Genomic DNA, 16,731 nt, shown 5'->3' on the forward strand with positions numbered 1-16,731 from the left:
ATATTATAAGGAATTTACTTGATGCTATAGCAATAAAAAATGCAGTACATAGAAAGGGTAAGACATATGAGAATATTATTTGTTGGGGATGTAGTAGGATCTCCTGGTAGAGGTATGATTCAACAATACGTACCGGCATTAAAGAAAAAATATACACCTACAGTAACAATCATTAATGGAGAAAATGCAGCAGGTGGCCGTGGGATTACAGAAAAAATATATCGAAACTTTTTAGAGTGTGGGGCGCAGGCAGTTACACTTGGAAACCACGCTTGGGATAATCGTGAAGTATTTGAATTCATCGATGATGCAAAATATCTTGCAAGACCAGCTAACTTTCCAGAAGGAACTCCAGGAAAAGGACTTATCTTTGTGAACTGTAATGGAACAGAAGTTGCAGTTATTAATTTACAAGGACGTACTTTCCTTCCTCCAATTGATTGTCCATTCCGTAAAGTGGATGAATTAATTAATATTGCGAAAAAACGTACGAATATTATATTTGTTGATTTCCATGCGGAGACTACAAGTGAAAAACAAGCGCTAGGTTGGTATGTAGATGGACGTGCTACAGCAGTAGTAGGTACGCATACGCATGTCCCTACAGCGGATAACCGTATTTTACCAAGCGGAACGGCATACATTACAGATGTTGGGATGACAGGGCCGTATGACGGAATATTAGGTATGGACAGAGAAGCAGTATTGAAGAAGTTTTTAACAAACTTACCAGTACGATTTGAAGTAACAAATGGCAGAACGCAATTAAGTGCAGTGTTAATTGATGTGGATCCAAATACAGGAAAAGCAAAGAAAATTGAACGTATTTTAATTAATGACGATCAACCATTTTTTGAGTAAATTTCCGTCAAATTTTAGATAAGTTATTATATTTTAATTTTTTAGAAAAATTACGAAAATTTAGCAGGAATACGCGCCATTCCTCGTGAATATAAGTTAAAGTGAAATAATTGCTAATACTTTTTAAAGAAACGAGGAGGAAACGCGGAATGGAAATATTAAAAGTTAAAGCAACGTCGGTCCCTAATTCTGTAGCTGGTGCACTTGCAGGTGTTATTCGCGAACGCGGAACAGCAGAAATTCAAGCTATTGGTGCAGGTGCATTGAACCAAGCTGTAAAGGCAGTAGCAATCGCAAGAGGATTTGTAGCGCCTAGTGGTTTGGACCTGATTTGTATCCCAGCGTTTACAGATATTATGATTGATGGCGAAGAGCGTACAGCAATAAAATTAATTGTAGAACCTCGTTAAGTTTAAACAACCTGTTTGCAGTATGCAAACAGGTTGTTTTTATAATGGAGGAATGAAAATGAAAATTTTTGATGCTCATTGTGACGTGCTTCTTCAGTTATGGAGTGCACAAGGGAAAAGGAATTTTAAAGATGATTCACAATTACATATTACATTTGAACAGTTAAAGAGAAGAAAAGGAAGTATACAATGTTTTGCTATATATGTACCAGAAACAGTGGCATATGAAAACCGATTTGAAGTAGCATTACAAATGGTAGATATTTTTTATAATGAAATTTTATCCCTACAAGGTGTGAAGTTTATTCAGACAAAAGATGATATTAACATATTAAAACAGGACGAGATTGGAGCGATATTAACAATAGAAGGATGCGAAACAATTGGAAAAGATGCAATGAAATTACGGTTGTTGTATCGCCTAGGAGTACGTTCTTTTGGACTAACATGGAATTATGCCAATCTCTTAGCTGATGGTGCGCTAGAGACACGTGGGGCGGGTTTAACGACTTTTGGTAAACATGTTGTACAAGAACTGAATACGTTACATGTATGGACTGATGTGTCTCATTTGAATGAAAGAAGTTTTTGGGATGTTATAGAGATTGCAAAAAATCCTATTGCTTCCCACTCAAATTGTATGAAACTTTGCGAGCACCCACGTAATTTAAACGATGAACAACTTAAAGCTCTTATAAAGCGAAATGGCATGATTGGTGTCACTTTTGTACCGCAGTTTCTAACAAATGAAAAACAAGCGAATGTAGCAGATATAATAAAACATATCGAATATATTTGCTTGCTAGGTGGAGAAAACAATATAGGGTTTGGTTCAGATTTTGATGGGATTGTAGATACAGTTGTAAATGTATCAGCGTATCGAGATTATGAAAATGTAATGAATGAGCTTTGTAAACACTATGCTGCATCTACTGTAGAACGATTTTTATATGATAATTTTGTAGAACATATGAGTTTTTAAATTCTGATTTAAAATTCAGAAAAATTAAAATTAATTCATTTGATTTTATTGCTTTTTTTAAGACCTAATACTAGAATGAAAAACAAAATAGCTTTATACTAAAGATTCAGGGAAATCAGAAGAGGCATAATTTGCGTCCGTTGTAGTTTATTTGCATAAAAAATGCTAAACTATTACTGTAAAAAAATACACTACAATGAATGCAGCCAAAAGGGGTGTAGGAGATGATTAGTCAACTTTCATGGAAAGTTGGAGGCCAACAAGGTGAAGGAATTGAAAGTACAGGAGAAATCTTCTGTATTGCATTAAACCGATTAGGATATTACCTATACGGTTACCGCCACTTCTCATCACGTATAAAAGGCGGCCATACAAATAATAAAATTCGTGTAAGTACAACAGAAGTACGAGCGATCTCAGATGATTTAGATATTTTAATTGCTTTTGACCAAGAAACAATCGATTTTAATTTCCACGAACTACGTCCAGGTGGAATTGTAGTTGCGGATGCGAAATTTAATCCAACAATACCTGACAATACAGATGTAAATCTATATGTGATACCGTTTACAGATATTGCTTCAGAATTAGGCACATCATTAATGAAAAACATGGTTGCTGTTGGAGCATCAAGTGCAGTATTAGGATTAGATGAAACAGCTTATTTAGATGTTGTTGAAGAAATCTTTGGTCGTAAAGGAGAGCAAGTCGTTCAAAAGAATATGGACGCAATTAAACGCGGCTCTCAATATATGAAAGAATTACTAGGTGAGAAAGTAAACATGATGCAGCTTGAAAAAGCTGATGGTAAAAAACGCATGTTTATGATTGGAAACGATGCAATCGCATTTGGTGCGGTAGCTGGTGGTGCTCGTTTTATGTCAGCATACCCAATCACACCTGCATCAGAAATTATGGAATACTTAATTAAAAAATTACCGAAAGTCGGCGGAACAGTAATCCAAACTGAGGATGAAATCGCAGCTTGTACAATGGCAATCGGTGCAAACTATGCTGGTGTTCGTACATTAACGGCATCTGCTGGTCCAGGTCTTTCATTAATGATGGAAGCAATCGGTTTAGCAGGTATTACAGAAACCCCATTAGTAATTGTTGATACACAACGTGGCGGCCCAAGTACAGGATTACCAACGAAACAAGAACAGTCTGACTTAATGGCGATGATTTACGGTACGCATGGTGAAATTCCAAAAATCGTAATGGCGCCAAGTACAGTTGAAGAAGCTTTCTATGACATTGTAGAAGCATTTAACTTATCTGAAGAATATCAAGTTCCTGTTATTTTCTTAACAGATTTACAGCTTTCGTTAGGAAAACAAACAGTAGAACCACTTAAATTAGATAAAGTAGAAATTCGTCGTGGTAAGCTTGATTTAGAAGCAGAATTACCAGAACGTGAAAATAAAGCATACTTCAAGCGTTATGAAGTAACAGAAGACGGCGTTTCACCACGTGTTTTACCTGGTATGAAAAATGGTGTTCACCATGTTACAGGTGTAGAACATGATGAAACTGGAAAACCATCGGAATCAGCAATAAACCGTAAAGATCAAATGGACAAACGTTTCCGTAAAATGGAGAACTTGAAGTTTAATACCCCTGTTTATAAAAATGTTAAGCATGAAGAAGCAGACGTATTGCTTGTTGGATTTAACTCAACTCGTGGTGCGATCGAAGAGGCAATGACGCGTTTAGAACAAGAGGGTATGAAAGTAAACCATGCTCATGTGCGTTTAATTCACCCGTTCCCAACAGCTGAAATCGATCCACTTGTGAAAAAGGCGAAGCGTGTTGTAGTAGTAGAAAACAATGCAACAGGTCAGCTTGCTAACATTATGAAAATGAATCTTGGTAATGGTGAGAAAATTTCTAGTCTTTTAAAATATGATGGAAACCCATTCTTGCCGAAAGAGATTTACAACGAATGCAAAAAAGGGGTTGTATTAAATGGCAACATTTAAGGACTTTCGTAACAGTGTAAAGCCAAACTGGTGCCCAGGTTGCGGAGACTTCTCAGTGCAAGCTGCAATTCAACGTGCGGCAGCTAACGTTGGCCTAAATCCAGATGAACTTGCTGTTATTTCTGGTATCGGCTGTTCAGGCCGTATTTCAGGTTATATTAATTCATATGGTGTGCATAGTATTCATGGTCGTGCCCTTCCGATTGCACAAGGTGTGAAAATGGCAAATCGTGATTTAACAGTTATCGCTTCAGGTGGTGACGGTGATGGATTTGCGATTGGTATGGGACATACAATCCATTCTATTCGTCGTAATATCGACATTACGTACATCGTAATGGATAACCAAATTTATGGATTAACAAAAGGGCAAACTTCACCACGTAGTGAAGCTGGATTTAAAACGAAAAGCACACCACAAGGTTCAATTGAACCATCACTAAATGTAATGGAAATGGCCTTAACAGCTGGTGCGACATTTGTGGCGCAAAGCTTTTCGAGTGATTTAAAAGAATTAACACAAATTATTGAAGCTGGTATTAACCATAAAGGATTTTCATTAATTAACGTATTTAGCCCATGTGTTACTTACAATAAAGTAAATACTTACGATTGGTTTAAAGAGAACTTAACGAAACTAAGCACAGTAGAGGGATATGATCCATCTAATCGCATGATGGCTATGCAAACTTTAATGGAAAATAACGGTTTAGTAACAGGGTTAATTTATCAAAATACTAAGCAACCATCATATCAAGAACTTGTTAAAGGCTATAGTGAAGAGCCTTTAGTGAAATCTGATTTAAATATGGATCAGAAAATGTTTGATGAGCTTGTTGCTGAATTTATGTAATGTAAGAAAAAAGGTTGCCGATTTGGCAACCTTTTTTTATGTACAAAAATATAGGGTAGCCTTATTTACTTAGAAAATTCAGAATGATAAAATAATATATAAATCGTTGTATGAAAATGGCAAGTTCATTGCTTATGAAATGTAAGGTAATAAAAGGCCTTTGTATTGTTAAGATTGGCGAAACACGTCATACTATGGTAATGTTTATAGGGATAAAGCAATATGCTTTTGGGTAGGACAACAAGAAATGATAAAAAGGGAATGTCTATTTGCGTGGGGAAGACTTCATTCTTATGAATGATTAGATTGATTACTCAAGTTTCAAAGGACAAGTTATCTCTCCAGCTATCTAACCATTTTTGAGGTGAGTCTAAGCGCATTAAAATGGACTATAGAGTGTGTATAGTTAAGGGTGAAAGGAGATTACCGATGAACGAGCAACAACGATTAGCAAGTCAACAAGCAAATTCCTCTACGAAAAAAGAAGAGAAAGATTATAGTCAATACTTTGAAAGTGTATATCAACCACCTTCCTTAAAGGATGCGAAAAAGCGTGGAAAAGAAGAAGTTAAAATTGAACGGGATTTTGGCTTACCTGAAGAGTTTCGCAATTTTGGTACAGGAAGAAAGTTCTATATTCGTACATATGGTTGTCAAATGAATGAGCATGATACGGAAGTAATGGCAGGTATTTTCACAGCACTTGGATATGAACCAACTTTTTCAACTGAGGATGCAGATGTAGTTTTATTAAACACTTGTGCAATTCGTGAAAATGCTGAAAATAAGGTGTTTGGTGAGCTAGGCCATTTAAAGTCACTCAAACGAAGAAATCCAGACCTTTTAATTGGTGTATGTGGTTGTATGTCTCAAGAGGAATCTGTTGTAAATAAAATTATGCAAAAAAATCAGCATGTAGATATGGTATTTGGAACGCATAATATTCATAGATTACCGTACATTCTAAAAGATGCGATGTTCTCGAAAGAGACGGTAGTTGAAGTATGGTCAAAAGAAGGTGACGTAATTGAAAATCTTCCGAAAGTACGTCGTGGTGATATTAAAGCTTGGGTAAATATTATGTATGGCTGTGATAAATTCTGTACGTATTGTATTGTACCGTATACACGCGGAAAAGAGCGAAGTAGACGTCCAGAAGATATTATCCAAGAGATTCGTCATTTAGCTGCAAATGGTTATAAAGAAATTACGTTACTTGGACAAAACGTAAATGCATATGGTAAAGACTTTGAAGATATAGAATACGGTCTTGGCGATTTAATGGACGAACTTCGTAAAGTTGATATTGCCCGTATTCGTTTTACAACGAGCCATCCACGTGATTTCGATGATCACTTAATTGAAGTGCTTGGAAAAGGTGGCAACCTAGTAGAACATATCCATTTACCAGTTCAATCTGGAAGTACAGATATGCTGAAAATTATGGCACGTAAATATTCGCGTGAGCATTATTTAGAACTTGTAAGAAAAATTAAAGAAGCAATTCCAGATGTAGTATTAACAACAGATATTATCGTTGGTTTTCCAAATGAAACAGATGAGCAATTTGAAGAAACGATGTCGTTATATCGTGAAGTAGGGTTTGATACTGCCTTTACATTCATTTATTCTCCTCGCGAAGGTACACCAGCTGCAAAAATGAAAGATAATGTACCGATGGAAGTAAAGAAAGAACGTCTTCAGCGCTTAAATACACTAGTAAATACGTTGGCAATTGAAAAGAATAGTCGTTACAAAGGTCAAATTGTAGAAGTGTTAGTTGATGGGGAAAGTAAAAATAATCCGGAAGTACTTGCAGGTTATACTCGTACGAATAAACTTGTAAACTTCGTCGCTTCAAAATCTTTAATTGGTCAGCTTGTGAAAGTGAAAATAACGGAAGCAAAAACTTGGTCTCTTAACGGGGAATTAGTTGAAGAGCCGATTGAGGTGAAATAATAGATGAAAGTATATTCGAAAGATGACATTGTTGAACAAGCGAAAGAATTAGCAAAAATGATTTCTGAAACAGAAGAAGTTGATTTTTTTAAGAAAGCAGAGGCGCAAATTCATAAAAATGAAAATGTAAAGCGCGCAATCGATGAAATTAAAGCACTGCAAAAACAAGCAGTAAACTTGCAACATTACGGGAAATGGGAAGCTTTAAAAAAGGTAGAAGCTGAAATTGATGCATTGCAAGATAAGTTAGACAGTATTCCAGTCGTACAACAATTTAAATCTTCACAAACATACGTAAATGACTTATTACAGTTAGTTGCTAGTACAATTTCTAACAACGTAACAGATGAAATATTAATTTCAACTGGTGGCGATGTACTAAAGGGTGAAACTGGCGCAGCGGTAGAAAGTAAAAAAGGAAATTGTGGTTGTTAAAGAGATGTCATATTGACATCTCTTTTTTTTTTGTGGATTAAACGTAAGTTCTTCTCAAAAAAAGAATGACACATTCCGCTATTGTCACGCATATGATTAAGTGAATAGTGATTGAGGAGGGTTACGAATGTCCGAATTTAGAGAGATTATTACAAAAGCAGTGGTTGGAAAAGGACGTAAGTATACAAAGTCAACGCATACATGTGAATCGAATAATGAGCCAACAAGTATTTTAGGGTGCTGGGTAATTAACCACTCGTACGAAGCAAGAAAGAATGGAAAACATGTGGAAATTGAAGGTTTCTATGATGTGAACACTTGGTATTCATTTGATGGAAATACAAAGACTGAAGTTGTAACAGAACGTGTGAACTACACGGACGAAGTAAGTATTGGTTATCGTGATAAAAACTTTTCTGGTGACGATTTAGAAATTATTGCTCGTGTTATTCAGCCGCCAAATTGTTTAGAAGCACTTGTATCACCAAATGGTAATAAAATTGTTGTAACTGTAGAACGTGAATTTGTAACAGAAGTAGTTGGAGAAACGAAAATTTGTGTAAGTGTAAATCCTGAAGGCTGCGTAGAATCAGATGATGATTTCCAAATTGCTGATGATGAATTTGAAGAATTAGATCCGAACTTTATCGTTGATGCAGAAGAAGAGTAATAGAAAGCTAGGGAGAAGTTCTTCCTAGCTTTTTACTTTACATAAGTGGCGCTGAATGAACATGATTCTTTATGAAATATGTTATAATGAAGAAAGACTCCTGAAATAGGAGATAAGAGTGTCCGTGAAATGCGACATATATGAAAATAGATTATCATGTAAGAATTATGGAGGAAAAGTATGACTCAATATACGCCTATGATACAGCAATATTTAAAGGTTAAGGCAGATTATCAAGATGCCTTTTTATTTTTTCGCTTAGGCGATTTTTATGAAATGTTCTTTGAGGATGCTGTAAAAGCAGCTCATGAACTTGAAATTACATTAACGAGCCGAGATGGCGGTAGTAGTGAACGTATACCAATGTGCGGTGTACCGTATCATGCGGCTAAAAACTATATTGAACAACTTGTTGAAAAAGGATATAAAGTAGCTGTTTGTGAGCAAGTAGAAGATCCGAAAACAGCTAAAGGTGTAGTACGTCGTGAAGTAGTACAATTAATTACGCCAGGAACGATGATGGAAGGGCGTACAATTGATGAGAAAGAAAATAACTTCTTAGCCGCATTAACACATTTTGAAGATGGATCATATGCATTAGCTTGTAACGACTTAACGACTGGACAAAATACAGTAACGTTATTGACTGGTTCAGTAGAAGATATTTTATTAGAAGTGTATGCAACTGGTTCGAAAGAAATTGTTGTTGATTCTTCATTTTCTAAAGATGAACTAAACAAGTTAACTGAAACATTGAAAATGACGATTTCGTATGAAGATGCAACGGCAATTCCGGAAGGATTAGAACAGCTTGTGAAAAATGTTTCACAAGCAAAATTAATTAAAGCAGTTGGACGTTTATTTAACTATGTAATAAGAACGCAAAAACGTTCTTTAGATCATTTGCAACCAGTAGAAATTTATTATACGAATCAATTTATGAAAATTGATGTACATTCAAAGCGAAATTTAGAACTGACAGAAACACTTCGAACGAAAGAAAAAACAGGATCACTATTATGGTTATTGGACAAGACGAAAACAGCTATGGGTGGTCGTATGTTAAAACAGTGGATGGAACGTCCACTTATACAGAAAGAAAGAATTGAAGAGCGTTTAGAAATGGTTGAAACGTTTGTAAATGATTACTTCTTACGTGAAGATTTAAAAGAAAAGTTAAAAGAAGTATATGATTTAGAACGTTTAGCAGGGAAAGTTGCATTCGGTAACGTAAATGCAAGGGACTTATTACAGTTAAGACGATCTTTACTGCAAGTACCAGCTATTTTAGAAGCGATTAGTTTGTTAGATAACGCGTATGCAGCGAGATTAATTCAAGGTGCAGATCCATGTGAGAGCTTAACAGAATTACTAGGAAGAAGTATTCAAGAAAATCCACCGCTTTCGATTAAAGATGGAGATATTATTAAAGATGGTTATAATGACAAGCTTGATCAATATCGTTACGTTAGTAAAAACGGGAAAACGTGGATTGCTGAGCTTGAAAAAAGAGAACGTGATATTACCGGAATTAAATCGTTAAAAATCGGATACAACCGTATTTTCGGTTACTACATTGAAGTAACGAAAGCGAATCTTGCAGCACTTCCAGAAGGTCGCTATGAGCGTAAACAGACGCTTGCTAATGCTGAACGTTTCATTACAGATGAACTGAAAGAAAAAGAAACGTTAATCTTAGAAGCTGAAGAAAAAATTGTACAGCTAGAATACGATTTATTTACAGCACTTCGTGAAGAAGTAAAAGTATTTATTCCGAAATTACAACATTTAGCGAAAGTAATTAGTGAATTAGACGTACTGCAAAGTTTTGCGACAGTTAGTGAAGAAGAACAGTTTGTAAAACCTGTACTGACAACGAAGCGCGAAATCTTTATTAAAGATGGTCGTCATCCTGTTGTTGAAAAAGTATTGAACGGGAAATTGTATGTACCGAATGATTGTATTATGCCAGAGAATATGGATGTCTTTTTAATTACAGGGCCGAACATGTCTGGTAAAAGTACGTATATGAGACAATTAGCACTTGTAACGGTTATGTCGCAAATCGGTTGTTTCGTACCAGCAACAGAAGCAGTATTACCTGTATTTGACCAAATCTTTACGAGAATTGGTGCAGCGGATGATTTAATTTCAGGTCAAAGTACATTTATGGTCGAAATGTTAGAAGCGAAAAATGCAATTGCAAACGCATCAGAAAGAAGTTTAATTTTATTCGATGAAATTGGACGCGGTACATCTACGTATGATGGTATGGCACTTGCACAAGCGATTATTGAACATATTCATGACCAAATTGGTGCAAAAACGTTATTCTCTACGCATTATCACGAATTGACGGTGTTAGAAGAGAGTTTAGATCAACTGAAAAATGTACACGTTTCAGCAATTGAAGAGAATGGAAAAGTAGTATTCCTTCATAAAATTCAAGATGGAGCAGCTGATAAAAGTTACGGAATTCACGTTGCGCAACTTGCGGAGCTTCCAGATAGCCTAATCGCTCGTGCGAAAGAAGTGTTAGCACAGCTAGAAGGACAGGAAGAAATTATTATTCCAAAACGAGTAGAAGTGAAAGTACAAGAAGCTACTCCAGAACCTGTAGTTGTAAAAGAAGAAATAGCAGAAATACAGGAAACGAAAGTAGAGACTGAAGAAGAATCGCAACTATCTTTCTTTGGAGGAGAACAGTCTTCGAAGAAACAAGAAAAGCCTCTGCTAGATCAAAAAGAAACAGCAGTACTGGCGCAAATTAAAAAAATCGATTTACTTGATATGACACCTTTAGAAGCGATGAACGAATTGTATCGCTTACAGAAAAAGTTAAAGAAAGGATGAGTAAGTAGATGGGGAAAATTCGCAAACTCGATGACCAACTCTCTAACTTAATTGCGGCAGGGGAAGTAGTAGAGCGCCCTGCTTCAGTCGTAAAAGAACTTGTGGAAAATTCTATCGATGCGAATAGTACATCTATTGAAATCCACTTAGAAGAAGCTGGGTTATCGAAAATTCGTATCATTGATAATGGTGATGGTATTGCAGAAGAAGACTGTATCGTCGCTTTTGAACGCCATGCAACGAGTAAAATTAAAGATGAAAACGATCTGTTCCGCATAAGAACACTCGGTTTCCGCGGTGAGGCATTGCCAAGTATTGCCTCAGTTAGTGAATTAGAATTAATTACTAGCACAGGTGATGCGCCTGGTACACACCTTATTATTAAAGGTGGAGACATTATAAAGCAAGAGAAGACTGCGAGCCGAAAAGGAACAGATATTACAGTACAAAACTTATTCTTTAATACACCAGCACGTCTTAAATATATGAAAACCATTCATACAGAGCTCGGAAATATTACAGATATCGTGTATCGTATTGCAATGTCACATCCAGAAGTATCGTTAAAACTATTTCATAATGAAAAGAAATTGCTTCATACGTCAGGTAACGGTGATGTAAGACAAGTACTTGCATCGATTTACAGTATTCAAGTTGCGAAGAAGCTTGTTCCAATTGAAGCTGAATCTTTAGACTTTACAATTAAAGGTTATGTAACATTACCAGAAGTAACGAGAGCATCTCGTAATTATATGTCAACGATTGTAAATGGTCGTTACGTTCGAAACTTTGTATTAATGAAAGCAATTCAGCAAGGATACCATACATTACTGCCAGTTGGCCGGTATCCAATTGGTTTCTTATCGATTGAAATGGATCCAATGCTAGTTGACGTTAACGTACATCCAGCGAAATTAGAAGTTCGTTTTAGTAAAGAACAAGAATTGCTAAAGCTGATCGAAGAAACATTGCAAGCTGCATTTAAAAAAATACAGCTTATTCCAGATGCAGGTGTAACAACGAAGAAAAAAGAAAAAGACGAAAGTGTGCAAGAACAGTTCCAGTTTGAGCATGCGAAGCCGAAAGAACCATCTATGCCGGACATCGTTTTACCGACTGGCATGGATGCAAAACAAGAAGAACCGCAGGCTGTGAAACAGCCTGCGCAGCTTTGGCAACCACCGAAGCAAGAATGGCAACCACCACAGTCGCTCGTGAGAGAAGAACAAAGTTGGCAACCATCCACTAAACCGATAATCGAAGAGCCAATTCAAGAAGAGAAATCGTGGGACAGTAATGAAGAGGACTTTGAACTAGAGGAATTAGAAGAAGAAGTTCGGGAAATAAAAGAGATTGAGATGAACGGGAATGACTTACCACCGCTTTATCCAATTGGACAAATGCATGGAACATATATTTTCGCTCAAAATGATAAAGGATTATATATGATTGACCAGCATGCCGCGCAGGAACGTATTAATTATGAATACTTCCGTGATAAAGTAGGAAGAGTAGCGCAAGAAGTACAAGAGTTACTTGTACCGTACCGTATTGATCTATCTCTTACTGAATTTTTACGTGTCGAAGAGCAGTTAGAAGAACTAAAAAAAGTCGGGCTATTTTTAGAACAATTCGGCCATCAATCCTTTATCGTCCGCTCGCATCCAACATGGTTCCCGAAAGGACAAGAAACAGAAATCATCGATGAAATGATGGAGCAAGTTGTTAAACTAAAAAAAGTTGATATTAAAAAGTTACGTGAAGAAGCAGCCATCATGATGAGCTGTAAAGCATCCATTAAAGCGAATCAATATTTAACGAACGATCAAATATTTGCTTTACTGGAAGAACTACGTACAACAACAAACCCGTACACATGCCCGCACGGAAGACCAATTCTTGTGCATCATTCTACTTATGAGTTGGAGAAGATGTTTAAGAGGGTTATGTAGAGTGAATAGATTACATTTCAAAAGGGAGCAACATTTACTGTTGCTCCCTTTTAATATGTAGATTTAATTGTAAACGAGAATATGGTGGAGTAATTTTGTAGTGTATTTCTTGGTTGCGTTAACTTAAATTTATCTATGTATAAAAAAGCGCTGTATACAGCACTTTTTAAAAGGTGCATGAATTGTATCATTACTAACTAAATAACTATGCATGGCCAAATGTTGCTTCTTATTTAGCCAATTGTCATAAGGATCTATACAATTACTTATTTTTATTATTATTAATTTTTTCAGTGTATAGAACTTGCTCTTTATAGTGCTTCTTAATTGGGAAGTTATGTGTACCTGTGCCGTTCTTGAATTTTTTGTCAATGGGGTTCTTTAGAGGAACTGTTGTAGTTTCAGTAAATTCATATGGGTAATTTATTTTAGATTTATCTTCAAACATGAAAATGCCTCCTTTTAGGATCTCCTAAATTCTTTACTATAACATGATATGCATATAGATATTTTTTGGACTAGTTATTTATATAGGTTAATGGAATTTAATTACATAACTACTGAAACATTTTAAAGGAAAACAATTTGAGAAAGAAATGGTATGAATAGATGTTGGCTCCTATTGTTGTTTTTTTGTTTGACAGCACAGTGAATTGTGCATATAAATTCATTATAGATTGTTTTTATAATATGGTTTATATGGAATTTTCCTGATAATATAATGTGGAATATTATAGTGTTATTAGGTTATTAGGAACATTTAATGCTGTTTCATAACTGAAAGGGAATTGAAAAAAAACTGAAACTTTTCTCATAAAAATTCAATCTAACTTGAAAAATGAAAGGAAAATGAAATTTTCCAAAAGATATTCTTTGTTAAGATAAAAAGCATACATACAAAAAGCATTGACATATCTTAAAAATGTATTTTCAAGATATAGTGGGGGAAAAGATGAGATTAGAAAAACAATTAATAAAAAAGATGTATTATGAAACATTCCTAATGGAGAATGAAACAAAGTCAATTCTTGACGTACTTGGACAAGCTTATGTAAACGAAGAACGAAATGAGATTTCTGATGGGTCTTATATTCGTTTTGCACAAGGTGAATTTTATTATCGTCATCAAGATTTTGAAGCAGCTATTTTTAAATGGGAGAAGGTTAGTAATGAATTAGCACCATGGGCACAAAAAAATATTGCGGATGCTTATTTCGAACTTAATCAATTACCATATGCTGAAAATATTTATACTTCCATTACTACTGATAATAAAATATTGATGACCGAAATTAGATTACAATTACTTTCTCTTTACATTGAGCAAAATAATTTTGATTCAGCTTTCGGTGTTATTAAAGAAGCAGTTTCTTTAAATCCTGATTATCCGAACGTCACAAAAATTGCCCGTTCCTTTTATGAGGAACAGCAAGATTTTGATAGTGCAGTAGAGCTTGCTGTGAATGAGTTAATTCGAATAGAGTCGTATCCGTGGTTTGAGGTGTTAAAAGGATATATCGATAAAGGGTTTACTAAACATATTTCACCAGACTATTTTTATGATGCATTAGCTACATTAAATAATGTAGATCAAGTACAATTTACACAAATGGTTTCATCACTTTGGAACAGTTATAAAGATGAACCAAATTATTTATTATGGCTTAATACAATAAATGAATTTTTCTTACATATTGAAATACATTCGTCCGATATATGGAACAAAGTTTCTGCTCTTTACGAAGAAACGTACTTTACATTAATTCAAGGTCAATATACGCTTAGACAATTAAACGATATCATACCAAATCTGTTAGCAAACTGGTTAAAGGTAGTCAATCCATCTTATGCTGTATTTCCATCTGCAGCTGTATTGGCATGGGATGAGATTTTCCCTTCCAAAATAGATTCAGCAAATATAGAACATGCGGAAAACTTACTGTCACATTCTATTAATCATGTAAATGGCTTAGAGTACAGCTTACACCTTTTTGAATCTATTACACAGTGGGCACAAAAGCAGAATATAGAAATAGGTCACCGATTTAAATGGTTAGTTGACGAGCTCGCAGATTTAAGAACAAATCGTATTTTAGTAACGGGAACTTCAGGGAACGGAAAAACTACATTTATTAACTCTATATTAGGAGAAAATATATTAGAAAAATCAATTTCAAATGTAGTAGTTTTAAAAAATGATGCTCATATAGAAATAAACGCTATAACAGACTCAGCAATTACAACAACGGAAGATATCACTGATTACCATAATATGATGTCTCAGCACCATCAAACATATAGAGATAGAGCGTGTGTTGAATTTAAATTACCATGCAGATTTTTAAATGAAAATAAACTTACATTTGTAGTGACACCTGGCTTTAATAGAAATAACGACACTAGAGATGAGATATTCGAATATTTAAATTCTGTAGACGAATTACTGTTCGTATTGAATGCGGATTCACCTTTTACTGATAAAGAACGTGACATTCTATTAAGTATTCAAGAACATACGCCAAATTTACAAATTCATTTCTTATTAAATAAAATCGATAACATTTACAGTGAAGCAGAAGTGAAAAGGGTATTACATGATACGGCAACGAGAATAAATACATATTTCCCGTATGCGAGAATTTTCCCTTATTCCTCGTTATATACAAGTAGTCAACAATTAAATGGTTTAATCGAGTTTATTCATTTTAACTTTAATCATAAAAATATCGATGCAGAACGTACTGAAAAGTTATTATTTTTCATTCGAAAAACAATTACATATCTTTTGGATAAACGTGTTGAGAAAGAAAATAACCTGGTGGATGCTATTAATTGGAATGAAGATATGCTAGTGAAACTAAACGGTAGCATTAATAACCTTACTGCATTTGAAAGGGAAAAAATTCATTTCATTACACAATCATATCGTTCAATGAAGACTGAAATTACAAATGATCTTACCGAAAATATTCCGAAGATATTAAAGAGCTGTTCTAATTTAATTAGTGAAGAAAGTGATTTCGGGCACATGGATACGGAACTAAATAAAGCAATGAATGAAAGAGTGCATAAATATTTAGAACAAACTGTATTACCTAATCTTGCTCTTTCTATGCAAAATTGGATTGCAACTTCTAATAATGAGCTTCTTCAAAGTCAAACGTATTTAGAAGAACTTAGTGAAGGGCTTAATTCACTATTTGGAGAAAATAAAATACAGTTAGAATGTGACTTTAAAGTGCTTGATGACTGGCGCAGAGATACTGACAGGATGACGACTAGAATACAAATGGATGAAGTAAATATTTTACGTCGATTTACGCCAGCACAATTTTTACTAAAAAGTGCCGGTAAATTATTTGGAGTTCTTCCTAAAAATAAATCTATGCTATATAACAAATATAAACAGTATGTAGAAAATGAAGATTATACTGAAGTAACGGCTTCTATTATGAAGAAATTTTTCTTGCAATTTGAGCTGTTTGAAAATACACAAGAGAGGGATATTCATATATTCTTTAGGAATCCATTTAACTCCTTAAAGCAAGCTGTAGAAAATACGCAATTAGAAATACAAGAAAAACAAGAGATGTTACATAAAATGAAATCAAATCCTGAAGTTTATCATGATTCTATCATGCTCTTTGAATTGAGATTGCGTCAATGTGAAGTAATTTTAAATATAGGTGATGATAATACCTATACAGATGTAGCTTTAGAAACAAGCGTAGAATAAAAGTAAAAGGGAGCAACTGTAATAAGTTGCTCCTTTTT

At 34.8% G+C, this 16,731-nt stretch carries 12 protein-coding genes; 11 read left to right on the forward strand and 1 reads right to left on the reverse strand.

Annotation, left to right across the window (positions count from 1 at the left end):
* The first annotated feature begins 66 nt into the window (after positions 1–66).
* From B9A45_RS10525 to mutL, 10 genes are all read left to right on the forward strand, one after another.
* Positions 67–861: a TIGR00282 family metallophosphoesterase gene (locus tag B9A45_RS10525; protein ID WP_001221095.1), complete on the forward strand. Its 795-nt coding sequence runs from the start codon at positions 67–69 to the stop codon at positions 859–861.
* A 149-nt stretch (positions 862–1,010) separates the two neighbouring features.
* On the forward strand, positions 1,011–1,271 hold the full coding sequence (gene spoVS, locus B9A45_RS10530) for a stage V sporulation protein SpoVS (RefSeq protein ID WP_000404341.1): 261 nt from the start codon (positions 1,011–1,013) through the stop codon (positions 1,269–1,271).
* Positions 1,272–1,329: 58 nt separating this feature from the next.
* Entirely contained in the window at positions 1,330–2,253 is a 924-nt protein-coding gene (locus B9A45_RS10535; RefSeq protein ID WP_000688044.1) for a dipeptidase, read from the forward strand.
* Between the two features lie 224 nt (positions 2,254–2,477).
* Positions 2,478–4,235 (forward strand): 2-oxoacid:acceptor oxidoreductase subunit alpha, encoded by a 1,758-nt coding sequence (locus tag B9A45_RS10540; protein WP_000625417.1) that lies wholly within the window; start codon positions 2,478–2,480, stop codon positions 4,233–4,235.
* Positions 4,222–5,088: a 2-oxoacid:ferredoxin oxidoreductase subunit beta gene (locus B9A45_RS10545; RefSeq protein WP_000190155.1), complete on the forward strand. Its 867-nt coding sequence runs from the start codon at positions 4,222–4,224 to the stop codon at positions 5,086–5,088. The genes B9A45_RS10540 and B9A45_RS10545 overlap by 14 nt, the downstream gene beginning before the upstream one ends.
* Positions 5,089–5,517: 429 nt before the next feature.
* Positions 5,518–7,047 carry a tRNA (N6-isopentenyl adenosine(37)-C2)-methylthiotransferase MiaB gene (gene miaB, locus B9A45_RS10550; RefSeq protein ID WP_084064016.1) on the forward strand — a complete coding sequence of 510 codons (1,530 nt, stop codon included), beginning with the start codon at positions 5,518–5,520 and terminating at the stop codon, positions 7,045–7,047.
* A gap of 3 nt (positions 7,048–7,050) precedes the next feature.
* Positions 7,051–7,482 carry a YlbF/YmcA family competence regulator gene (locus B9A45_RS10555; protein ID WP_000870461.1) on the forward strand — a complete coding sequence of 144 codons (432 nt, stop codon included), beginning with the start codon at positions 7,051–7,053 and terminating at the stop codon, positions 7,480–7,482.
* A gap of 127 nt (positions 7,483–7,609) precedes the next feature.
* A complete protein-coding gene (gene cotE / locus B9A45_RS10560; protein WP_001288799.1) occupies positions 7,610–8,152 on the forward strand; it encodes an outer spore coat protein CotE in 543 nt (180 codons plus the stop codon).
* A 180-nt stretch (positions 8,153–8,332) separates the two neighbouring features.
* Positions 8,333–11,005 carry a DNA mismatch repair protein MutS gene (gene mutS, locus B9A45_RS10565; protein ID WP_084064017.1) on the forward strand — a complete coding sequence of 891 codons (2,673 nt, stop codon included), beginning with the start codon at positions 8,333–8,335 and terminating at the stop codon, positions 11,003–11,005.
* An 8-nt stretch (positions 11,006–11,013) separates the two neighbouring features.
* Complete coding sequence (gene mutL / locus B9A45_RS10570; protein WP_000516463.1) at positions 11,014–12,957, forward strand: DNA mismatch repair endonuclease MutL; 1,944 nt, start codon at positions 11,014–11,016, stop codon at positions 12,955–12,957.
* A gap of 262 nt (positions 12,958–13,219) precedes the next feature.
* Here mutL and B9A45_RS10575 read toward each other — a convergent pair whose 3' ends face one another.
* The gene (locus B9A45_RS10575) at positions 13,220–13,405 is read right to left on the reverse strand and encodes a hypothetical protein (protein ID WP_000461138.1); all 186 of its coding nucleotides are present in this window, start codon (positions 13,403–13,405) and stop codon (positions 13,220–13,222) included.
* Between the two features lie 504 nt (positions 13,406–13,909).
* On the opposite strand from B9A45_RS10575, the gene B9A45_RS10580 reads away from it, so the two are divergent.
* On the forward strand, positions 13,910–16,693 hold the full coding sequence (locus tag B9A45_RS10580; protein WP_084064018.1) for a dynamin family protein: 2,784 nt from the start codon (positions 13,910–13,912) through the stop codon (positions 16,691–16,693).
* Positions 16,694–16,731 lie beyond the last annotated feature (38 nt).

The organism is Bacillus sp. JKS001846 (assembly GCF_900176455.1).
Taxonomy (GTDB): domain Bacteria; phylum Bacillota; class Bacilli; order Bacillales; family Bacillaceae_G; genus Bacillus_A; species Bacillus_A cereus.